This window comes from Stenotrophomonas sp. SPM (genome assembly GCF_003105135.1).
In the GTDB taxonomy this organism is placed as follows: Bacteria; Pseudomonadota; Gammaproteobacteria; order Xanthomonadales; family Xanthomonadaceae; genus Stenotrophomonas.
This window is the reverse complement of sequence record NZ_QETL01000002.1, coordinates 1-19,338: the sequence shown is the minus strand read 5'-3', so window position 1 is coordinate 19,338 and position 19,338 is coordinate 1. Positions and strand designations below refer to the sequence as shown.

The window sequence follows — 19,338 nt, the reverse complement described above, 5'->3', positions numbered from 1 at the left end:
CCGGAGCCTGACCATGTCCCCGCTGCAGACCCTGCTTGCTTCCCACCGCGCCGGTGCCAACGTCGGCCTGTACAGCGTCTGCTGCAGCAACGAACAGGTGCTGCGCGCGGCCATGCGCGTGGCGCTGGCGCACGGCACCGTGCTGTTGATCGAGGCGACCTCCAACCAGGTCGACCAGTTCGGCGGCTACACCGGCATGACCCCGCCGCAGTACCGCGATTACGTCGGCGCGCTGGCCGATGAAGAAGGCTTCCCGCGCGAGCGGCTGATCCTCGGCGGTGACCACCTGGGCCCGAATGCCTGGCAGAAGCGCCCGGCCGCCGAAGCGATGACCCACGCGCGCGTGCTGATCGAGGCCTATGTGGCCGCGGGCTTCCACAAGATCCACCTGGACTGCAGCATGTCCTGCGCCGATGACCCGGTGCCGCTGCCCGATGCCATCGTTGCCGCGCGCTCGGCCGAGCTGGCCGAGATCGCCGAGCGCACCGCCACCGAACACGGCCTGCCGCCGCCGGTCTATGTCATCGGCACCGAAGTGCCGGTGCCCGGTGGCGAAGCCTCGCTGGCCGGTGGCCTGCAGGTGACCACGCCAGCCGCCGCCGCGCAGACCCTGGCCATCCACCAGCAGGCCTTCGATACACCGCAGCTGCGCGATGCCTGGCAGCGCGTGATCGCGATGGTGGTGCAGCCAGGCGTGGATTTCGACCACAGCAGCGTGCACGAGTACGACCCGGCGGCCGCCAGTGCGCTCGCGGATTTCCTCGAACAGCAGCCGCGCATCGTGTTCGAAGCGCATTCCACCGATTACCAGCGTGAGAGCGGCCTGCACGCACTGGTGCGCGACCACTTCGCGATCCTCAAGGTGGGCCCAGCGGCGACGTTCGCCTACCGCGAGGCGCTGTTCGCGCTGGCCGCCATCGAAGCCGAACTGCTGCCGGACGCACAATGCTCGCGCCTGCCGCAGGTGCTGGACGAGGTGATGCAGGCGCAGCCGAAGTACTGGCAGCCGTATTACCAGGGCGACGAGGCCGAGCTGCGCCTGCTGCGCCGCTTCTCCTTCAGCGACCGCTGCCGCTACTACTGGGGCGAACCGGCATTGCTGCAGGCGGTGCAGACCCTGTTCGCCAACCTGGAACAGCAGGCGCCCCCGCTGGTGCTGCTCAGCCAGTACCTGCCCGAGCAGTACCGCGCCGTGCGCGAAGGCACCCTGGCCAATACCCCCAGCGCGCTGGCGCAGCACCGCATCGGCCAGTGCCTGGGCGAATATGCCCGCGCCTGCAGCGCCAACCGGGCCGGCAGCCGCAGGCAGAACGCAAGTTCGGCTGCCTCCGTTCTTGCGAACGGCTAATCTCTACCTTTCCTGACGAAACCGAGAGATGGCCATGCGCAACACCCGCTCCCGCCGGCAACAGATCCTGCAGCTGCTGATCGAGCATGGCTCGGTGCAGGTGGCCGATCTGGTCGAGCGCTTCGGCGTGTCGGCGGTGACCATCCGTGCCGATCTCACCCACTTCGAGTCGCAGGGCCTGGCCACCCGTACCCACGGTGGCGCCACTCTGGTGCGCACGCCGCCGCAGGAACAGGACATCCACGAAAAGGATGCGCTGAACCTGCCGCTGAAGGAATCCATCGGCACCGCCGCGGCGCGGCTGGTGCAGGCCGGCGACAACATCATCATCGACTCCGGCTCGACCACGATGACCCTGGCCCGCCACCTGCGCGGCCATCGCGACGTGACGGTGATGACCAACGGCCTGAACATCGCCTGGGAACTGGCCAACGCGCCGGGCATCACCGTGCTGCTGACCGGCGGCCTGCTGCGCCAGCAGTCGCTGTCGCTGCAGGGCAGCCAGGCCGAGGCCAGCCTCAACTCCTACAGCTTCGACACCCTGTTCCTGGGCGTGGATGGCCTGGACCTGCAGTTCGGCCTGACCACCCACGATGAAGCCGAAGCCCGGCTCAACCACCGCATGGTCGAGCGCGCGCGCCGCATCGTGGTGCTCACCGACGCCTCCAAGTTCGGCCGCGTCAGCCTGCACCGCATCGCGCTGCTGGACCAGATCCACGCCATCATCACCGACGCCGGCATCGACGATGCCACCCGCGAGGGGCTGCAGCGGCTGGGCACCGAAGTGATCATCGCCGAGACACCGCCATGACCGACACCCGCCGCCTGCACGGCCGCATCCTGACTCCGCTGGGCTGGCGCCGTGGCCACGTCCAGTTCGATTCGCACATCCGCCAGCTGCAGGTGGATGACCACAGCGGCGCCGATGACCTGCAGCTGCCGGTGATCCTGCCTGGCTTCATCGACCTGCACGTGCACGGCGCGGCCGGCGTGGACCTGATGCAGGGCGGCGACGTGGCCCGCACCATCGCCCGCACCCACCTGCGCTTCGGCACCACCACCCTGCTGGCGACCACCATGACCGCCGGCCTGGACGAGATCGAGCATGCCCTGCAGGGCGTGGCCGCGACGATGGCATCCCCCGATGCCGAGGCGGCCAGCATCGCCGGCGTGCACCTGGAAGGCCCCTTCATCAGCCCGCAGCGGCTGGGCGCGCAGCCCAACCGCACGATCGAGGCGACGCTGGCACGGGTGCAGCAGCTGCATGCACTGGCACCGATCCGGGTAATGACCCTGGCGCCGGAAATCGGCGAGCACACCGCGCTGATTCCTGCGCTGGCAGCGATGGGCATCCGCGTGCAGCTGGGCCACAGTGCCGGTACCTACGAGGAAGGCGTCGCCGCGCTGCAGGCCGGTGCTTCGGGCTTCACCCATCTGTTCAACGGCATGACCGGCGTCGACCACTACCGTCCGGGCATTGCCGCCGCCGCGCTGGCGCATGCCCAGTACGCCGAGATCATTCCCGACCTGCAGCACATCCACCCCGGCGTGATCCGGCTGGCCGCGCGCGCGATTCCGCGCCTGTACGCGGTGACCGACGCCACGGCCGCTACCGGCATGCCCGATGGCGAGTACGCGCTGGGCGAACAGCGCGTGCACAAGTGCGGCGGCTGCGTGCGCCTGGCCACCGGCTCGCTGGCCGGCAGTGCGCTGACCATGGACCAGGCACTGCGCAATCTGGTGCAGGTGGGCCTGGACCTGGCCGATGCCTCGCAACGTGTCTCCACCTTCCCTGCCGCCTACCTTGGCCTGGAGGATCGCGGCCGCATCGCGCCCGACGCCCGTGCCGACCTGGTGGTGCTGGACGCCGGACTGCGCCTGCAGCAGGTGGTCGTCGGCGGGCGGCTAATCGATTTGTAGAGTCGAGCCATGCTCGACTGACCGCATGGCGCGGCAAAGCAGTCGAGCATGGCTCGACTCTACAGAAAGCAATCCGCACCGAAACGCCGCACAGGAAACCTGTCGATGACTGCACGCACCGCCCCGCGCTGGCCCGTACGCTACCTGCTGTTCATCGGCGGCCTCGGCGGCCTGCTGTACGGCATCGACATCGGCATCATCGCCGGCGCCCTGCCCTACCTGGAAGCCACCGCCAGCCACGCCTGGCAGCTCAGCAGCCAGCAGCTCGGTTTCGTTGTCGCCGCGGTGCTGCTGGGCAGTGTGCTGTCCTCGCTGTTCGCCGGCATGGTGGCCGACCTGATCGGCCGCCGCGGCGCGATGCTGCTGGCCGGCCTGCTGTTCACCGCGTCCATCCCGATCATGGCGCTGGCCTCGGGCTACACGCCGCTGCTGCTGGGCCGCCTGCTGCAGGGCGTCAGTGGCGGCCTGATCGGCGTGGTGGTGCCGCTGTACCTGGCCGAAGTGCTCAGCCCCGAGCGCCGCGGGCGTGGCGCCGCCATGTTCCAGCTGCTGCTGACCATCGGCCTGGTGCTGGCCGCACTCATCGGCCTGTACCAGGCGCACGCCGTGGACGCCGCCGCCGAGGCCGTGCGTTCGCTGCCGCTGGCGCAGCAGGCACAGGAACTGTTCGTGGTGAAGGACCACGCCTGGCGCACCATCTTCTGGAGCTGCCTGGCGCCGGGCCTGCTGTTCTGCGCCGGCATCTTCTGGCTGTCCGAATCACCGCGCTGGCTGGTGCGCCGCGGTCGCGTGGAGGATGCGCGCCGCAGTCTGCAGCGCGTGCTGCCCGATGCCGACGTGGAGGCCACGCTGGCGCAGATCCAGGCACCGGAATCGAGCAGCAGCGACGGTCGCCGCGATCCGCTGCTCAGCCGCCGCTACGTGGTGCCGTTCCTGCTGGCCTGCGTGGTACTGGCCTGCACCCAGGCCACCGGCATCAACTCGGTGCTGGCCTACGCGGTCAACATCCTCAACCAGGCCGGCCTGTCCGGCTCGGTGGCCAACGGCGCCGACGTGGCGATCAAGCTGCTGAACGCAGTGATGACCGTGGTCGCCCTGCTGCTGGTCGACCGCAAGGGCCGCAAGTTCCTGCTGATGCTGGGCAGCGGCGGCATCTGCGTGGCCCTGCTGGCTGCGGCGACGCTGTTCTTCCAGGCCGAGCGCGGCCGCGCCGACGTGCAGCCGCAGCTGCAGGCGGCGGTCAGTGGTGATGGCCTGCAGCTGGTACTGGATGAGGCGCAGTGGCAGCGCCTGGCGGGCGGCACCGACCGCGATGGCCGGCCGCTGCAGCTGACCGTGTCCTATGCGTATGGTGATTTCACCAACGTACGCGCCCTGCGCAGCGACAACCTGGGTGACCGCGAGCTGCGCGTCGAACGTGCCGGTACCGTGCAAGCGGACAGCGTGATCGGTGCGTTCTTCCGCAAACTCCACCTGAATCCATTTGCCGACCCGGCCAGTGCCGCGCAGGCACCCCTGCGTATCGAACAGGCGCGCATCGGCCCGGTGCCGCCGCCGGCCCATGGCTGGGCGGTGGCCATGTGCATCCTGGTGTTCGTGGCGTTCTTCGCGGTCGGCCCCGGTGTCTGCGTGTGGCTGGCGCTATCGGAGCTGATGCCCAACCGCATCCGCTCCAACGGCATGAGCATCGCCCTGCTGATCAACCAGTTCGTGTCCACCACCATTGCCGCGCTGTTCCTGCCCACCGTGGGGCACCATGGCTACGCCAGCATGTTCCTGTTCTGGGCCGGCTGCACATTCGTGTTCTTCCTGGTGGCCGCGCTGTGGCTGCCGGAAACCAAGGGCAAGTCGCTGGAGGAGATCGAAGCGCGGTTTGCCAGGTAGCGGTCGACCTTGGTCGACCTCCGTGCGCATCGCGGGGTGTGTCGGCGCGCCGATCACTGGCCGGTGATGTGCTTCTCCAGCGCCTGCGCTTCGGCCACGCTGGACAGCCCACTGAGCATCATCGATTCACCGAACGGTCCGGCCACCGTCACTACCGTCAGCACGCGGCCGTCCACGCTGATCGCCGCGCGCTGGCCCACCAGGGCCTCCGTGCCATGGTGGATGCGCTGGCGCGATTCGGGCCGGTAGCGGATCTGCAGGCCGGGGTGATTGGCCTGGTCCAGCACATAGCGCACATCGGCGATATCGGCACTGCTGGCGATCGGCGGCTCGCGCAGGGCAAGGGTCTCACCCTGCCACTGCGCGGGCGTGCCCTTGCCGGTCGCATCGACCGCGCTCAGGCGTACGTCCACGCCCGGACGCGGTGCATGCGCCGGGCCCGTCATTGGCTCAGGCGTTGCCGCCGGCATGCATCCGGTCAGGGCCAGCGCCGCGCCCAGCAACAGTGCGCGCGCGCCCCTCATTTCAGCTTCCTCAGTTTCAGTGCCACCACGATCTGCAGCAGGCCATACAACAGGCTGCCGATGCCGATCCACAACGTGGTGACAGCCACCCCGGCCAGCGGGTTGGCCGCAAACAGCAGGCCCAGCACGATGGCCAGCACGCCGCTGAGAATCAGCACCCATTCGCCCTGGATGTGCCTGCGCACGCGCACGGCGAACACGATGCGGTAGATGCCCGCCACCAGCAGCCAGGCGGCCAGCAGCAGCACAAGCACGCTGGCGGTAGCCAGCGGGTTGATCACCGCCAGCGTGCCGAAGCCCAGCGACGCCACCGCGTACAGCAGCAGCCAGCCACGTGGCGCGCCACTGCCACCGCTGATCAGCGCGAGCAGGCTGATGACCCCTTCAACAATGGCCATCAGGCCCAACGCCCAGGCCAGCGCGGTGGCCGCAGCCATCGGCCAGCCGATCGCAGTGATACCGAAGCCCAGGGCGACCACGCCATACAGCAGCAGGATCGACCAGCTGCGGCCGATGGCCGACAACAACGGCGACGGTGAGGATTCGGGAGACAGCATGACCACTCCTTCGATCAGGTTCCGTGCCCCATCCTAGCGTCCAGCGTGCACGGGCGGATGAAGGTCCGTCGCAGGCCAGCGCTCAACTGCCTGCGCCCTCGCGGCGCTGCCAGCACATCTGCGCGCGGTCCGCGTTGAGCAGCAGGTTGTGGGTCTTCAGCATCTCGCCGCCAATCATCCAGTTTTCCGCTGCCAGCATGCGTTCCGGTGGCTGCACGATGGTGGCCTGCAGCCGCCCTGCGAGACCGGCACCGGCCACCTGCACGGTCTGCGTACGCACACGGCGGTCGACACGCCCCATCATCGTAGTGATGGCATGGTCATTCCACCGCGCGTCCGCCGGCTGCGGCTCCCGCGTGTCCCGCACTTCCAGCAGCCCTGTCATTCCGGTGTCGGCCATCACCAGCTTGTCAACGCCGTCGATCTTCATCGGGCTGCGCACGTTCCAGTAGCGGCCCCAGGGATCAGAGGTGACACGCAGCGGGCTCTGGCAACCGGTGTACTTCCATGCAGGCCCGAGTACGCGCAGGACGTCGTCGGACAGCAGCAGCGGCCCCAGTTGCCGCAATACGTCCAGGCCGATGATCGCGAACGGGATGGCGTCCGTCTGTGCGAGCGACACATCCTTGATGCGCACGCCGCCGATTTCCAGATCGACCGGCTCGACCAGCGCGGTGGTGACGACGGTGCCGCCCTGCTCTTCCTGGCGGAAGCCCGGCGTGGACTGCAGTTTCAACTGTCGTGCGAACGCGGGGGCAATGAACGACTGCGTCGCGCCGGTATCCACCAGGAACTCGACCTTTACGTTGCGGCCGGGGCCGGTGCCTCCGCTCAGCGTCGCCACCATGATGGGCCAACCCTTCTCATACCGCACCGGCACTTCCACTACGCCTTCCGGGCGCGCCACGACCTGCGCGGTGGGGCGCCCGGTAAAGGACTCGAAGGGCAACTGACCCAGGGCGCTCTGCTGGTACAGCGCCGAACCGGCCAGATAAGGGGTGCCACTGCCCAGGCGGCGGACCTTCACCATGGTCTCGGCCCAGGCACCAATTTCGCCGTGCCACAGATGGTTGCCGGCCAGGATGCCCAGGCACTGGTACAGCGAGAGCGAATCCGGCTCGGCCTGCACGGCGGGATCGTCGATGCAGCGTTGCGCCCACTTGTCGGAGTTGGCGATCTCGCCGCGGGTGCGGAAATACGCGGCGCGCGCAGGGTAGGCGCGGACCGGCGACTGGTCACCACTTCTGCGCAGGTAATCGGTGGCACCTACGGCCATCGCCACTTCACTGTCCAGGAAAGGCAGGCCCTTGGGCTGCTGTGCGGGCTGCGCGCCCACTGCGGCCGCGGCACACAGTGCGGACCACAGTGGCAGGGCAAGACGCCGACTACGCCGTACGGAATTCCATTCCATCAGACAACTCCTGGGCAAAGATCGCGATTCAGCGCAGATCCCATACGTTAGCCCAGGTACGTTCGCAGCAGGTGACAGCGCTCACGGTACCCGCGCGCAGACCCACACCCGCACCTCCTGCGCGCCCACCAACCGCAGCGTTTCCGCCACTTCCAGCACCGTGCTGCCGGTGGTCATCACATCGTCCACCACGGTCAGGCGCGGTGGCACCGCACCGCGCACATCGAAAGCATCGAACAGATTCTCGCGGCGCTGTTCGGCACTGCGCTCCGACTGCGGTGCCGTATGCCGGCGCCGGTACAGGCCGCGCCACACCGGCTGGCGCAGCAAGCGGCACAACTGCCCGGCCTGGTCATAGCCGCGCTGGCGCAACCGCCGCGGATGCAGCGGCACCGCCACCAGCGGCGGGCACGCCCACGATGGCGGCCTGCGCTGCATCAGCTGCGCAAGCAGGCGACCCGCCGCCAGGTCCTGATGGAACTTGTAGCGCACCAGCAGTTGGTCCACCGGCGGCAGGTACAGCAGGCTGGCATGGGTGGCAGCCTGCGGCGGTGGCTCCTCGCGGCAGGTGCCACAGACCGGCAGCGCGCTGTCGGGCAATGGCAGAGCACAGCGCAGGCAGGCGCGGCCGGACCAGGGCGTATCGGCCAGGCAGGCGGCGCATAGATCCAGGCCATCGTGGCCGGGATCGTCGCAGACCAGGCAGCGCAGTGGCAGCAGTGCGCGCAATGCCGACGCGACAGTGCGCGGAAACAGCGTTTTCAGCATTCAACAAGTCTGCGTGCGGCCATTTCGCGATGGAATCGGGCGTCAACCCATGCGGCAGTCAGAGTGGGGCTTGTCTGCTTACCGGGAAAGGCTTCGACACGGTCACTGCACATTCCCGCTGCTAGCGTGCCCGATCTGTATCACCTCTTCGGACTCTACATGAACAAGCGGACCCGGATCGTTGTCATCGTGCTGGTCGTTGGCCTGCTGGCGATGGCCCTGCCCAGCCTGCTGTGGTACGTCAAACAGGGCGAGACCCAAGACGCCGGGTTACAGAAGGAGGCACAGAAGATGCAGCAGGAGCAGGCCAAGCCCTGATCGATTCCGTGCGCCCCGGACCTACCGCCCGCGATTGGCTGCCCGACGGCTGGAAAGTGCTGCCCCGCGAGTTCTATCGCCGGCATCCCACCGTCGTAGCACCGCAACTTCTCAACAAGCTGATCGTGCGTGACGATGGTCGCGCCGCACGCATCGTTGAGGTTGAGGCCTACGCAGGCAGCGAGGATCCCGCTGCGCATTCCTATCGTGGCCAGACGGCACGCAACGCCACCATGTTTGGCGAGGCGGGTCATCTATATGTCTATTTCAGCTACGGAATGCACTGGGGCAGCAACGCGGTATGTGGCGAGGTTGGCGAAGGTGTTGGCGTGCTGCTCAGAGCCGCCGAGCCGGTGTCCGGCATGGGCGCCATGCAGGCCGCGCGACCGGCAGCCAAGCGTGATCGCGATCTGGCGAGCGGACCGGGCAAACTGTCCCAGGCACTGGGCATCACGCGCGATCTGGATGGCGCAGACCTGGTCACTGCAGACCGCGGTGTCGTCATTGTCTGTGATGGCACGCCGCCACCGCCATCACCGGTGGTAGGGCCACGCATCGGCATCAGTCGCGCGGTGGATTTCCCTTGGCGCTGGCACGTGCCGGACCATCCACATGTGTCGGTCCGGCCACGCACACGCTAGCGCTCGCCCGCCAGCAACGGCGGCAGCACCTTCCCAAGCCAATCGATGAACACCCGCAGCCGTGGCGTCACGTGCCGGTTGTTCGGGTACACCACGTGGAACGGGTACGGTGCCGGTCGCCATGGCTGCAGCACTTCCACCAGCGCCTTGCTACGCAACGCAGCGCCGGCCGCGTAGCTGAAGGTCTGCACCAGGCCCATGCCTGCAACGGCGGCGGCCAGATGCGCATTGCTTTCGTTGATGCCGATGCGGTGCTCGGCCTTGATCTCGAACGCACCGTCCTCGCCCCGGAAGCGGAACGGTACCGCGCGGCCATTGGACGGCAGCAGGTAGCTGACCAACCGGTGGCCGTTGCGCAGCTCCTCCGGGTACGCAGGAATGCCGTGCGCCTTGAGGTAGCGCGGGCTGGCGCAGGTGACCAGGTGCGCATCACCCAGGTGACGGGCCACCAGCGTGGAGTCATCCAGTGCGCCGCCGCGGATCACGCAGTCCACGTTTTCGCTGATCAGGTTGACCGTGCGGTCTGAAACACCCAGTTCGATGCGGATGTCCGGGTAGCGCGCCATGAATTCCGGCAGCACCGGAATCAGCACATCGCGTGCGGTGGAGCCACCGATGTCCACGCGCAGCAGCCCGCGCGGTGCACCGCGTGCGGCGCTGAAAGAGGCGTCGACATCCTCGAGGTCGCGCAGCAGGCGGCCGGCCTTCTCGTAATACGCTTGGCCTTCGGCGGTGACCGCCACGCGGCGCGTGGTCCGCTGCAGCAGGCGCACGCCCAGGTGGGTTTCCAGTTCGCGCACCAGCTTGCTCAGCGAGGTGGTCGGCATGTCCAGCGAATCAGCGGCGCGGGTGAAGCTGCCGGCCTCGACGACGCGGGCAAAGGCACGGATGGCAGTGAGCTGATTCATGCCATCGATTATGCACGTGCATGCACAGTCATTGTCATTGCGCAGGATTTATTGCAGCCGCGCCGCCGCCCATCATTCTCCCACCCGCTACCACCCCTCCCCGGCAGCCCTTGCAGGAGAACACCATGAGCACTGATTTCAACGACAAGATCGCCCTCGTCACCGGCGGCACCACCGGCATCGGCCTGGCCACCGCCCAGCACCTGGCCAGCCTCGGCGCCAAGGTCTTCATCACTGGCCGCCGCCAGCCGGAACTGGACGCCGCCGTGGCCTCCATCGGCGCGCAGGCCACCGGCATCCGCGCCGATGCGGCGCAGCCCAGCGACCTGGATGCGGTCTACGCGCAGATTGCCCGCCAAGCCGGCCGCCTCGACATCCTGTTCGCCAACGCCGGTGGTGGCGACATGCTGCCGCTGGGCGCCATCACCGAAGAACACTTCGACCGCATCTTCGCCACCAACGTGCGCGGCGTGCTGTTCACCGTGCAGAAGGCGCTGCCGCTGCTGGTCGATGGCGCTTCGGTCATCCTCACCGGCTCGACGGTCTCGATCCAGGGCACGGCCAACTTCAGCGTGTACAGCGCCAGCAAGGCCGCCGTGCGCAACTTCGCCCGCTCGTGGGCGCTGGACCTGAAGGAGCGCCGCATCCGGGTGAACGTGGTCAGCCCCGGCCCGATCCGCACCCCCGGCCTGGGCGACCTGGTGCCCGACGAAGCCCGCCAGGGCCTGTTCGATCACCTCGCCGCGCAGGTGCCGCTGGCCCGCCTCGGTGAACCGCAGGAAGTGGCCAATGCCGTGGCTTTCCTGGCCTCGGATGCGTCCAGCTTCGTCAACGGCATCGAATTCTTCGTTGATGGCGGCATGGCCCAGGTGTAATGCCGGTCGGCCACTGCGATCGAGTTTGAATCAGCGCTGCCGGCCCAGGCCGGCATGCGCTTGCTGATACAGGATGTGCGTCAGCTCGTACTGGTTGCAGGCTCGCTCCGGCAGTGCACCGTCTTCGCCGGGGATACCCATCTCGAATCCCTCTTCCACATCCTCGTAGTACAGCCACCCGTCAGCGAGATGGGCGACGACCCAGACCGGCTCGACTTCGCCCAGGCGATGCAGTGGCATCGTATGGAACGCCACGCGCTGCGCCGCGAAGGCCGCCTGCTGGTCGAGCGTGCAGCGGGCGAGCTGGGCGGCAACCAACGCATCGAACTCTTCGCGGGTGATTGGCTTCCAGCATCCTGTGCGGGCGTCAAATGGCTGCATCAGAACGCGTCAATCGCAATCCTGGTAACCACCCACCACACCGCAGCGCCTGCAGCGGAACAGGTACGCCCTCGGTGATCCATCCTTGTCCAACGCGGCAAGGAAGTGCTGCCACGTGGGTCCGTCGTCCAGCCCGGTGCTGTCCTGGATCGCCGCCAGCGCGGATTCACCGTGCGCTTCCAGTTCGGCGCGACCGGCGCGGCCGATGAACTGCGCGGCATCCCCGCAATGGGTCCACCACTGTTCCTGCTGCCAGCCGTTGAAGCCGGGCGTACGCTGCGCGATCACGTCGCTGATCTCCTCATCGACTTCATCCCACTCGCCGCCACCACCGACGCCTTCCTCATCACTGAAGGTGACGCCCAGTCGCTCGTGCGCGGAGCCATCGGCGATGCACCACGGGCATATTTCGTGCCCGTACTCTTCTTCGGCATAGACCGGCCCGGTGTAGACGTAGCCACGCGACTGTCCGCAGCACACGCACGACGTATCGGCGGCGATCACGCTACCGGTGGCGATGGGATCGGGGTGATAGGTGAAGCGCGGCAGATCCATGGCAGTTCCGTTGCTGGGCGGCCCAGTGTAGCGGTGCGGTCAGGGCCAAATATCTTGTAAACCATCGCAAGCACAATGTAGTTGACAGGCCTCACCAAGCCACCCACACTGCCGCCCTCGCTCCACGCCCTCCAAGGTCCCGCCATGGCTCCTGCCATCCGCTATGACTGGCAGCACGATGAACTGCAGGCGCTTTTCGACCTGCCCTTGCCCGAACTGCTGTTCCGCGCCGCCAGCGTGCATCGCGCGCATTTCGATCCGGCCCAGGTGCAGGTGTCCACGCTGTTGTCGGTGAAGACCGGTGGCTGCCCGGAAGACTGCGCGTATTGCCCACAGGCGCAGCGCTACACCACGGGCGTGAGCGCGCAGAAACTGATGGATACCGATGCCGTGCTGGCCAAGGCACGCCAGGCCAAGGCCGCAGGTGCATCGCGCTTCTGCATGGGCGCCGCATGGCGTTCGCCGAAGGACCGCGACATTCCGAAGGTGGCTGCGATGATCGCCGGAGTGAAGGCGCTCGGCCTGGAAACCTGCGCCACCCTCGGCATGCTCAGTGGCGAGCAGGCGCGCGCGTTGAAGGACGCCGGCCTGGACTACTACAACCACAACGTGGACACCGCGCCGGACTACTACGATTCGATCATCCACACGCGCCAGTACCAGGATCGCCTCGATACGCTGGGCCACGTGCGCGACGCCGGGCTGAAGACCTGCTGCGGCGGCATCGTCGGCATGGGCGAAACGCGTGCGCAGCGCATCGGCCTGCTGCTGGCGCTGGCCACGCTGCCGGCCCATCCCGATTCCGTGCCGATCAACAAGCTGGTGCAGGTGGCCGGTACGCCGCTGCATGGCAGCGCGGAACTGGACCCGTTCGAGTTCGTGCGGATGATCGCGGTGGCACGCATCGCGATGCCGCGTTCGATGGTGCGGCTGTCGGCCGGTCGCGAAGCCATGAGTGACGAGCTGCAGGCGCTGTGCTTCTTGGCCGGTGCCAACTCGATCTTCCATGGCGAGAAACTGCTGACCACCGGCAACCCGGAAAGCGAGCGCGACCTTGCCCTGTTCGCGCGCCTGGGCCTGCAGCCGATGCCGGTGCAGGTGGACGCCGAAAGCCACGACCACGGCGGTACCGTGCATGCCGATATCAGCGCCGATGGCCCCGGCTGTGGCTGCGCCCACGCCGCGTGACACGCCGCGTGATCGGGGCGTCGAGCAGGCGTGGCGGCAACGCGCTACCCTAGCCGCCCCGTCGTCGCCTGTAGCCAGCATGGCCCGCCCCGACCTGACCGCCCGCCTCCAAGCCCAGCGCGCGTTGCGCGATGCACAAGGCCGTCGCCGCCCGCGGCGCACGGTCACCCGTCGTGATGGTGTGCGCCTGGAAATTGACGGGCGCTGGTTGACCGGGTTCTGCAGCAACGACTACCTGGGCCTGGCCCAGCAGTTCAGCGTGGTCAACGCGCTGCAGGATGCGGCCGCGCGCGATGGCACCGGTGCCGGTGCCTCGCACTTGGTCTGCGGCCACCACGCACTGCACGACGCGCTGGAACGCGAAGTGGCCGACTGGCTCGGTTACCCGCGCGCCCTGCTGTTTGGCAGTGGCTTCGCCGCCAACCTGGCCGTGCAGCAGGCGCTGCTGAGCGAAGAGAACGACGTCTGCGTGCAGGACAAGCTCAACCACGCCAGCCTGCTCGATGCCACACGGCTGGCCGGTGCGCGCCTGCGCCGCTACCCGCACCTGGATCCGGAAGGCGCCATGCGCCAGCTCAAGCACGCGCCCGAGGGTGCGGCGATGCTGGCCACCGATGGTGTGTTCAGCATGGACGGCGATGTTGCACCGCTGCGTGCGTTGTCGCTGGTCGCGCGCCTGCAGCAGGCCCTGTTCTACGTGGACGACGCGCATGGCGTGGGCGTGCTCGGCGATGGCCGTGGTGCCGTCGCCACCGCCAGCCTGGGCGTGGACGACGTGCCGTTGCAGCTGGTCACCCTCGGCAAGGCGCTGGGCAGTTCCGGCGCACTGGTGCTGGGCCGCGAGGACCTGGTCGAGCACCTTTCCGAAACCGCTCGCCCCTACATCTACACCACCGCCCTGCCGCCGGCCTTGGCCGCCTCGGCACTGGAAGCGGTGCGCCTGGCCCGCCGCGATCATTGGCGCCGGGCCAAGCTGGCCGACCTGATCGCCCTGTTCCGCGGTGAGGCGCGCCGCCGTGGCCTCGACCTGATGGCTTCGGAAACCCCCATCCAGCCGCTGCTGTGTGGCGATGACCACACCGCCGTAGCGATGTCGCAGGCGCTGGAGCAGGCCGGCTGGCTGGTCGGCGCGATCCGTCCGCCAACGGTGCCCGAAGGCAAGGCGCGGCTGCGCGTCACCCTGTCGGCACTGCATACGCCGGAACAGGTGCGGGAACTGGTCGAAGCCATCGCCCAGGCGCGCGACCGCGTCGCTGCCGGGCCGAGCGAAGCGCTGCCGCCGGCTTTACCCGCGCTGGCCTGACCCGCACGCGCCGTACCCCATGCATATCGAAGTCACCGGCCACGGGCCGGACCTGGTTCTGATCCACGGCTGGGCCCTGCAGGGCGGCGTGTTCGCGCCTCTGGTACAGCGCCTGGCCGACCGTTTCACCCTGCATCTGGTCGACCTGCCCGGCCATGGCCACAGCCGCGACGACAGCACGCCGCTGCGCCTGCCGCACGTGGTCAACGCCATTGCCGCGGCCACGCCGCCAGCGGTGTGGTGTGGCTGGTCGCTGGGCGGGCTGTTTGCCCTGCATGCGGCGGCAACCCTGCCGAAGGTGCGCGGGCTGGCGATGATCGCCGCCACGCCGCGTTTCGTGCGCGGCGAGGACTGGCCGCACGCGGTGGAACCGGCGGTGTTCGAGCAGTTCGGGCGTGATCTGGCCACGGACTTCGGCGGCACCCTGGAGCGCTTCCTGGCGTTGGACGTGATGGGTTCGGCGCATGCCCGCGAGGAGCTGCGCACCCTGCGCCAGCGCCTGGTCGAGCGCGGCGCCCCCAGCGAGCGCGCCCTGCTGGAAGGCCTGCGCCTGCTGGAAGGCACCGACCTGCGTGGCGCCCTGCCCACGCTGGGCAGGCCCAGCCTGTGGATCGCCGGCCAGCGCGACCGTCTGGTATCGCCGGCCGCGATGCAGGCCGCCGCCGCGCTGGCCCCGGGCGCGCAGGCGCTGACCGTCGCCCACGGCGGCCATGCGCCCTTCCTCGGCCACGCCGACGAGGTGGCCGCTGCCCTGCAACACTTCGTTGCCGGCCTGTCACCGGCCGATGGCGGACAATGAGCACTTTCCGCATTCGGCAGGGTTGACGCATGGATCTCGGTATTTCCGGCCGCTGGGCACTGGTCTGCGGCGCAAGCAAGGGTCTCGGCCTCGGCTGCGCGCGCGCCCTCGTGGCCGAAGGCGTGAACGTGGTGATCGTGGCCCGTGGCGAAACCGCCCTGCAGGCCGCCGCTGAGGAACTGCGCGCCCTGCCCGGTGCCGCCGAGGTGCGCACGATCGCCGCCGACGTCACCACCGAGGCTGGGCGCACGCAGGCGCTGGCCGCCTGCCCGCAGGTCGACATCCTGGTGACCAACGCCGGTGGCCCGCCGCCTGGCGACTTCCGCACCTTCGAGCGCGACGACTGGATCGCCGCGCTGGATGCCAACATGCTGGCGCCGATCGCACTGATCCGCGCCACGGTTGACGCAATGATCGCGCGCGGCTTCGGCCGCATCGTCAACATCACCTCGTCCTCGGTGAAGGCACCGATCGACACGCTGGCACTGTCCAACGGTGCGCGCAGCGGCCTCACCGGCTTCGTCGCGGGGCTGGCGCGGCGCACGGTCGGCCACAACGTCACGATCAACAACCTGCTGCCCGGCCAGTTCGACACCGACCGCCTGCGCGCCAACTTCGCCCACGCTGCGGGCCAGAACGGCGACGTGCAGGCGGTGGCCGACCGCCGCCGCCAGCAGATCCCCGCCGGCCGCTTCGGCACGCCGGACGAATTCGGCGCCGCCTGCGCCTTCCTGTGCAGCGCACAGGCCGGTTACCTCACCGGGCAGAACCTGCTGATCGACGGCGGCGCCTACCCCGGTACGTTCTAAGAGACTTCCGCAATGCCGTCCCACTTCGATGCCCGCCACGTCCGCCGCGCGTTCGCCCGCGCCGCCAACAGCTATGACGCCGCCGCTGCCCTGCAGCGCGAGGTGCAATCGCGGCTGATCGAATCGCTGGACTACCTGGAAGCGCGCACGCCCGAAGTGGTGCTGGACATCGGTGCCGGCACCGGCCACGCCAGCGCATTGATGAAGAAGCGCTGGCCGAAGGCGCAGGTGATCGCGATGGACGTGGCCCTGCCGATGCTGGACCAGGCCAAGCGCCAGGCCGGCTGGTGGAAGCCGTTCCAGCGCCTGTGCGGTGATGCCGCCGCGCTGCCGCTGGCCGACAACAGCGTCGACGTGATCTTCAGCAACCTGTGCCTGCAGTGGCTGGACGACCTGCCGGCGGTGTTCGCCGGTTTCCGTCGCGTGCTCAAGCCCGGTGGCCTGCTGCTGTGCTCCACCTTCGGCCCGGAAACGCTGGTCGAGCTCAATGAAGCGTTCGCCGCCGCCGATGACCGCCCGCATGTCAGCCGCTTCGCGCAGATCGCCCAGTTCGGCGATGCGTTGATGATGGCCGGCTTCCGCGACCCGGTGCTGGACCGCGACCTGTTCACCCTGACCTACGACGACCTGCCGGCGCTGATGCGCGAGCTGCGCGCGATGGGCGCGACAAATGCACGGGTGGACCGCCGCCACACGCTGACCGGCCGCGGTCGTTTCGCCGCTGCTGCAGCCGCGTACGAACCGATGCGCCGTACCGACGGCAAGCTTCCCAGCAGCTGGGAAGTGATCTACGCCCACGCCTGGGCGCCGGACCCGGGCGCGCCGATCCGCGAAGGCGGCCACGACATCGCATCGGTACCCGTGTCGGCCATCCCGATCCGCCGCAAGCAGCCCTGACCGAAAGCCGCCGCCGGGCATGGCCCGGCGAGCGCAGCGGCGCGGCCTGGCGCTCAGGTATTCGCCGGCGAACTCAGCGGCGGGCGCACGAGGTCGCGGTGGAAGAAATAGATTTCCTGCACCAGGAAACGCCAGCTGGTGTGGAAGCTGCGGAAGCGCGTGCTCGGCGTGGACGAGGCCAGCGCCTCGATGCCCAGCGCCTGGCTCAGGCGCAGCGCGCGCGCCATGTGCAGCGGGTCGCTGACGATGATGACCGTGTGCAGCTTGCGCTGCTCCATCAGCCGCTTGGCTTCCACCAGGTTCTGCACGGTGTTGCGCGAGGCGGTCTCGATCAGGATCGCGTCATCCGGCACGCCGTGCTTCAGCGCATAGCGCCGTGCCACCTGCGATTCGGAAAAGCGCGCGCCCGCGCCACCGTAGCCACCGGTGAAGATCAGCAGCGGTGCATAACCGGCCTGGTACAGGTCCAGGCCGTGGCGGATGCGTTCTTCGAACACCGGCGACGGCTTGGCATCGTAGGCCGCCGCGCCCAGCACGATGATCGCGTCGGCCTTGGCGGCCTGGTCACGCTCACCCACCCAGACGATCCAGGCGGTCACGCCCAGCAGCCACACCAGCACCAGCACGAACAGGCGCCACAGCCAGCCCAGCAGGCCTGTGCGCGGTCGATGACGGCCGCGGCTCACGCCACCTCCCAGCGCAGCGCTGGCAGATCGACGTTGCCGCCGGACAGCACCAGGCCCACGCGCTGGCCGGCAAACCGCGCCGGCTGGGCCAGCACCGCTGCCAGCACAATGGCCGAGGACGGCTCCACCACCTGCTTCAGCACCTCCCACAGCAGGCGCATCGCCGCACGGGTGGCGTCATCGTCCACCACGATCACCTCGGCGCCCGCCGCCTGCAGCAGCTGGAAGTTCGGCGCGCCGACCAGCGTGCGCAGGCCATCGCAGAACGTGTCCGGGGTGAAGGCGGTCACGCGCTGGCCGGCAGCCAGCGAACGCGCGGTGTCGTCGGCGCCGGCCGGTTCGGCCAGCACCAGGCGGGTCTGCGGGCTGGCGTGCTGCAGGGCCAGCGCAGTGCCGCTGGCCAGGCCACCGCCGCCCACCGGCACCACCAGTACGTCGAACGGGCCGTCGCTGTGCAGCAGTTCCAGCGCTGCCGTGCCCTGCCCGGCCATCACCGCCGGGTCGGCATAGGGATGCACCAGGGTCGCGCCGGTATCGGCCTGGACCTGCGCGCAGGTGGCCTCGCGGTCGGCGATGGTGGGCGGGCAGCGCCAGAGGGTGGCGCCATGGCGGGCGATGTTGGCCAGCTTGGCGGCCACCGCCCCTTCGGGCACCACGACGTGACAGGGAATGCCGCGGGTGCGGGCGGCCAGGGCCAGCGCCGCACCGTGGTTGCCCGAGGAATGGGTGACCACACCGGCCGCGGCGCGCCCGGCGTCCAGCGACCAGACCGCGTTGCAGGCACCACGGAACTTGAACGCCCCGCCGCGCTGCAGATGTTCGGCCTTGAACGCCAGCTGCGCCCCGGCCAGCGCATCCAGCGCGTGCGAGCGCAGGACCGGCGTGACATGGGCATGCGGCGCGATCCGCGCGGCGGCGGCCAGGACATCTTCGGCGCGGGGCAACAGTGAATCGCTCATGACGCAAGATTAACGTATGCCCCGACGCTGGCGGCCACGCACCCGGCCATGCCAGCATGCAGGCCTTCATCGCCATTCATACTGGGCCGGCACAATTAAGGGTCGATTCAATGCCCACGCCTGAAGCTGGCTCTACACCCGTCCTTGGGGGGACCCACATGAAAACGCGCCTGTTGCTTGCCGGTGGCCTGTTGCTGGCCCTCACCGGCTGTTCCACCTACGACTATGTCGGCGGTGGCAGCGGTGGCAGTTACTACCACGGTGCCCCGTCGACGGAGTACCGCTATCCGTATGGCTACCCGTCCACCTATGGCTACCCCTACTACGGTGGGTACGGCGGCTATGGCGGCGGTTACGGCTACGGCTATTACGGCAACCCGTATTACTCGCGCCCGGTCTACCGGCCGCCGCACAACCACCGCCCGCCGCCGCCGCCGCGTCCGGGCAACGGTGGTGAGAACCGTCCGCCGCCGCCGCCGCGACAGAACAACGGTGGCTCGCCGTGGCGGAACATGGACTCGATGCGTCGCCCGCCGCAGGCCGGCCGCCCGTCGGGTCCGCCGCAGGCGCGTCCGTCTGCGCCCCAGGCTCGCCCGTCCGCGCCGCC

The 19,338-nt window shown here is 68.8% G+C and carries 22 protein-coding genes; 13 read left to right on the top strand and 9 right to left on the bottom strand.

Going from position 1 to position 19,338, the window contains the following annotated elements:
* The first annotated feature begins 13 nt into the window (after positions 1–13).
* The 4 genes from DCO49_RS01515 (at position 14) to DCO49_RS01500 (ending at position 5,152) form a co-directional block, all read left to right on the top strand.
* Positions 14–1,348, top strand: a complete 1,335-nt coding sequence (locus DCO49_RS01515; RefSeq protein ID WP_116862497.1) for a D-tagatose-bisphosphate aldolase, class II, non-catalytic subunit — start codon at positions 14–16, stop codon at positions 1,346–1,348.
* A 34-nt stretch (positions 1,349–1,382) separates the two neighbouring features.
* The gene (locus DCO49_RS01510; RefSeq protein WP_116862563.1) at positions 1,383–2,159 is read left to right on the top strand and encodes a DeoR family transcriptional regulator; all 777 of its coding nucleotides are present in this window, start codon (positions 1,383–1,385) and stop codon (positions 2,157–2,159) included.
* Complete coding sequence (gene nagA / locus DCO49_RS01505) at positions 2,156–3,268, top strand: N-acetylglucosamine-6-phosphate deacetylase (protein ID WP_116862496.1); 1,113 nt, start codon at positions 2,156–2,158, stop codon at positions 3,266–3,268. Before DCO49_RS01510 ends, nagA begins: the two co-directional genes overlap by 4 nt.
* A 105-nt stretch (positions 3,269–3,373) precedes the next feature.
* Positions 3,374–5,152 carry an MFS transporter gene (locus DCO49_RS01500; RefSeq protein WP_116862495.1) on the top strand — a complete coding sequence of 593 codons (1,779 nt, stop codon included), beginning with the start codon at positions 3,374–3,376 and terminating at the stop codon, positions 5,150–5,152.
* 53 nt (positions 5,153–5,205) lie between these two features.
* Here the strand turns inward: DCO49_RS01500 and DCO49_RS01495 are convergent, their stop codons facing one another.
* The 4 genes from DCO49_RS01495 to DCO49_RS01480 all read right to left on the bottom strand — a co-directional run bounded on the left by DCO49_RS01495 (position 5,206) and on the right by DCO49_RS01480 (position 8,412).
* The gene (locus DCO49_RS01495; protein WP_116862494.1) at positions 5,206–5,676 is read right to left on the bottom strand and encodes a hypothetical protein; all 471 of its coding nucleotides are present in this window, start codon (positions 5,674–5,676) and stop codon (positions 5,206–5,208) included.
* Positions 5,673–6,233: a DUF308 domain-containing protein gene (locus tag DCO49_RS01490; protein WP_116862493.1), complete on the bottom strand. Its 561-nt coding sequence runs from the start codon at positions 6,231–6,233 to the stop codon at positions 5,673–5,675. The genes DCO49_RS01495 and DCO49_RS01490 overlap by 4 nt, the downstream gene beginning before the upstream one ends.
* Before the next feature lie 82 nt (positions 6,234–6,315).
* Positions 6,316–7,644 (bottom strand): retropepsin-like aspartic protease, encoded by a 1,329-nt coding sequence (locus DCO49_RS01485; protein ID WP_116862492.1) that lies wholly within the window; start codon positions 7,642–7,644, stop codon positions 6,316–6,318.
* Positions 7,645–7,725: 81 nt separating this feature from the next.
* Positions 7,726–8,412: a ComF family protein gene (locus DCO49_RS01480; RefSeq protein ID WP_116862491.1), complete on the bottom strand. Its 687-nt coding sequence runs from the start codon at positions 8,410–8,412 to the stop codon at positions 7,726–7,728.
* Positions 8,413–8,571: 159 nt separating this feature from the next.
* Between DCO49_RS01480 and DCO49_RS20255 the strand changes: the two genes are divergently transcribed.
* The gene (locus DCO49_RS20255) at positions 8,572–8,730 is read left to right on the top strand and encodes a hypothetical protein (protein ID WP_165835655.1); all 159 of its coding nucleotides are present in this window, start codon (positions 8,572–8,574) and stop codon (positions 8,728–8,730) included.
* An 8-nt stretch (positions 8,731–8,738) separates the two neighbouring features.
* On the top strand, positions 8,739–9,371 hold the full coding sequence (locus DCO49_RS01470) for a DNA-3-methyladenine glycosylase (RefSeq protein ID WP_243402620.1): 633 nt from the start codon (positions 8,739–8,741) through the stop codon (positions 9,369–9,371).
* Here DCO49_RS01470 and DCO49_RS01465 read toward each other — a convergent pair.
* A complete protein-coding gene (locus tag DCO49_RS01465; RefSeq protein WP_116862489.1) occupies positions 9,368–10,279 on the bottom strand; it encodes a LysR family transcriptional regulator in 912 nt (303 codons plus the stop codon). The two genes, DCO49_RS01470 and DCO49_RS01465, sit on opposite strands and share 4 nt — an antisense overlap.
* A 125-nt stretch (positions 10,280–10,404) precedes the next feature.
* On the opposite strand from DCO49_RS01465, the gene DCO49_RS01460 reads away from it, so the two are divergent.
* Positions 10,405–11,154 (top strand): SDR family oxidoreductase, encoded by a 750-nt coding sequence (locus tag DCO49_RS01460; RefSeq protein WP_116862488.1) that lies wholly within the window; start codon positions 10,405–10,407, stop codon positions 11,152–11,154.
* 30 nt (positions 11,155–11,184) lie between these two features.
* Here the strand turns inward: DCO49_RS01460 and DCO49_RS01455 are convergent, their stop codons facing one another.
* Both DCO49_RS01455 and DCO49_RS01450 read right to left on the bottom strand, forming a co-directional pair.
* Positions 11,185–11,535, bottom strand: coding sequence for a hypothetical protein (locus DCO49_RS01455; protein ID WP_116862487.1), 351 nt, complete (start codon positions 11,533–11,535; stop codon positions 11,185–11,187).
* 9 nt (positions 11,536–11,544) lie between these two features.
* Positions 11,545–12,090, bottom strand: coding sequence for a CbrC family protein (locus tag DCO49_RS01450; RefSeq protein ID WP_116862486.1), 546 nt, complete (start codon positions 12,088–12,090; stop codon positions 11,545–11,547).
* 144 nt (positions 12,091–12,234) lie between these two features.
* On the opposite strand from DCO49_RS01450, the gene bioB reads away from it, so the two are divergent.
* The 5 genes from bioB (at position 12,235) to bioC (ending at position 17,086) form a co-directional block, all read left to right on the top strand.
* Positions 12,235–13,278, top strand: coding sequence for a biotin synthase BioB (bioB, locus tag DCO49_RS01445; RefSeq protein WP_116862485.1), 1,044 nt, complete (start codon positions 12,235–12,237; stop codon positions 13,276–13,278).
* A gap of 79 nt (positions 13,279–13,357) precedes the next feature.
* On the top strand, positions 13,358–14,581 hold the full coding sequence (gene bioF / locus DCO49_RS01440) for an 8-amino-7-oxononanoate synthase (RefSeq protein WP_116862484.1): 1,224 nt from the start codon (positions 13,358–13,360) through the stop codon (positions 14,579–14,581).
* A gap of 19 nt (positions 14,582–14,600) precedes the next feature.
* The gene (bioH, locus tag DCO49_RS01435; protein ID WP_116862483.1) at positions 14,601–15,380 is read left to right on the top strand and encodes a pimeloyl-ACP methyl ester esterase BioH; all 780 of its coding nucleotides are present in this window, start codon (positions 14,601–14,603) and stop codon (positions 15,378–15,380) included.
* A 29-nt stretch (positions 15,381–15,409) separates the two neighbouring features.
* On the top strand, positions 15,410–16,189 hold the full coding sequence (locus DCO49_RS01430; protein ID WP_116862482.1) for an SDR family oxidoreductase: 780 nt from the start codon (positions 15,410–15,412) through the stop codon (positions 16,187–16,189).
* Positions 16,190–16,201: 12 nt separating this feature from the next.
* On the top strand, positions 16,202–17,086 hold the full coding sequence (bioC, locus tag DCO49_RS01425) for a malonyl-ACP O-methyltransferase BioC (RefSeq protein ID WP_116862481.1): 885 nt from the start codon (positions 16,202–16,204) through the stop codon (positions 17,084–17,086).
* 53 nt (positions 17,087–17,139) lie between these two features.
* Here the strand turns inward: bioC and DCO49_RS01420 are convergent, their stop codons facing one another.
* The gene (locus tag DCO49_RS01420) at positions 17,140–17,784 is read right to left on the bottom strand and encodes a YdcF family protein (RefSeq protein ID WP_165835659.1); all 645 of its coding nucleotides are present in this window, start codon (positions 17,782–17,784) and stop codon (positions 17,140–17,142) included.
* The gene (locus DCO49_RS01415) at positions 17,769–18,731 is read right to left on the bottom strand and encodes a pyridoxal-phosphate dependent enzyme (protein WP_116862480.1); all 963 of its coding nucleotides are present in this window, start codon (positions 18,729–18,731) and stop codon (positions 17,769–17,771) included. Before DCO49_RS01415 ends, DCO49_RS01420 begins: the two co-directional genes overlap by 16 nt.
* Positions 18,732–18,889: 158 nt before the next feature.
* Between DCO49_RS01415 and DCO49_RS01410 the strand changes: the two genes are divergently transcribed.
* Positions 18,890–19,338: hypothetical protein (locus tag DCO49_RS01410; protein WP_116862561.1), on the top strand; the 449-nt coding region annotated here is incomplete at its 3' end.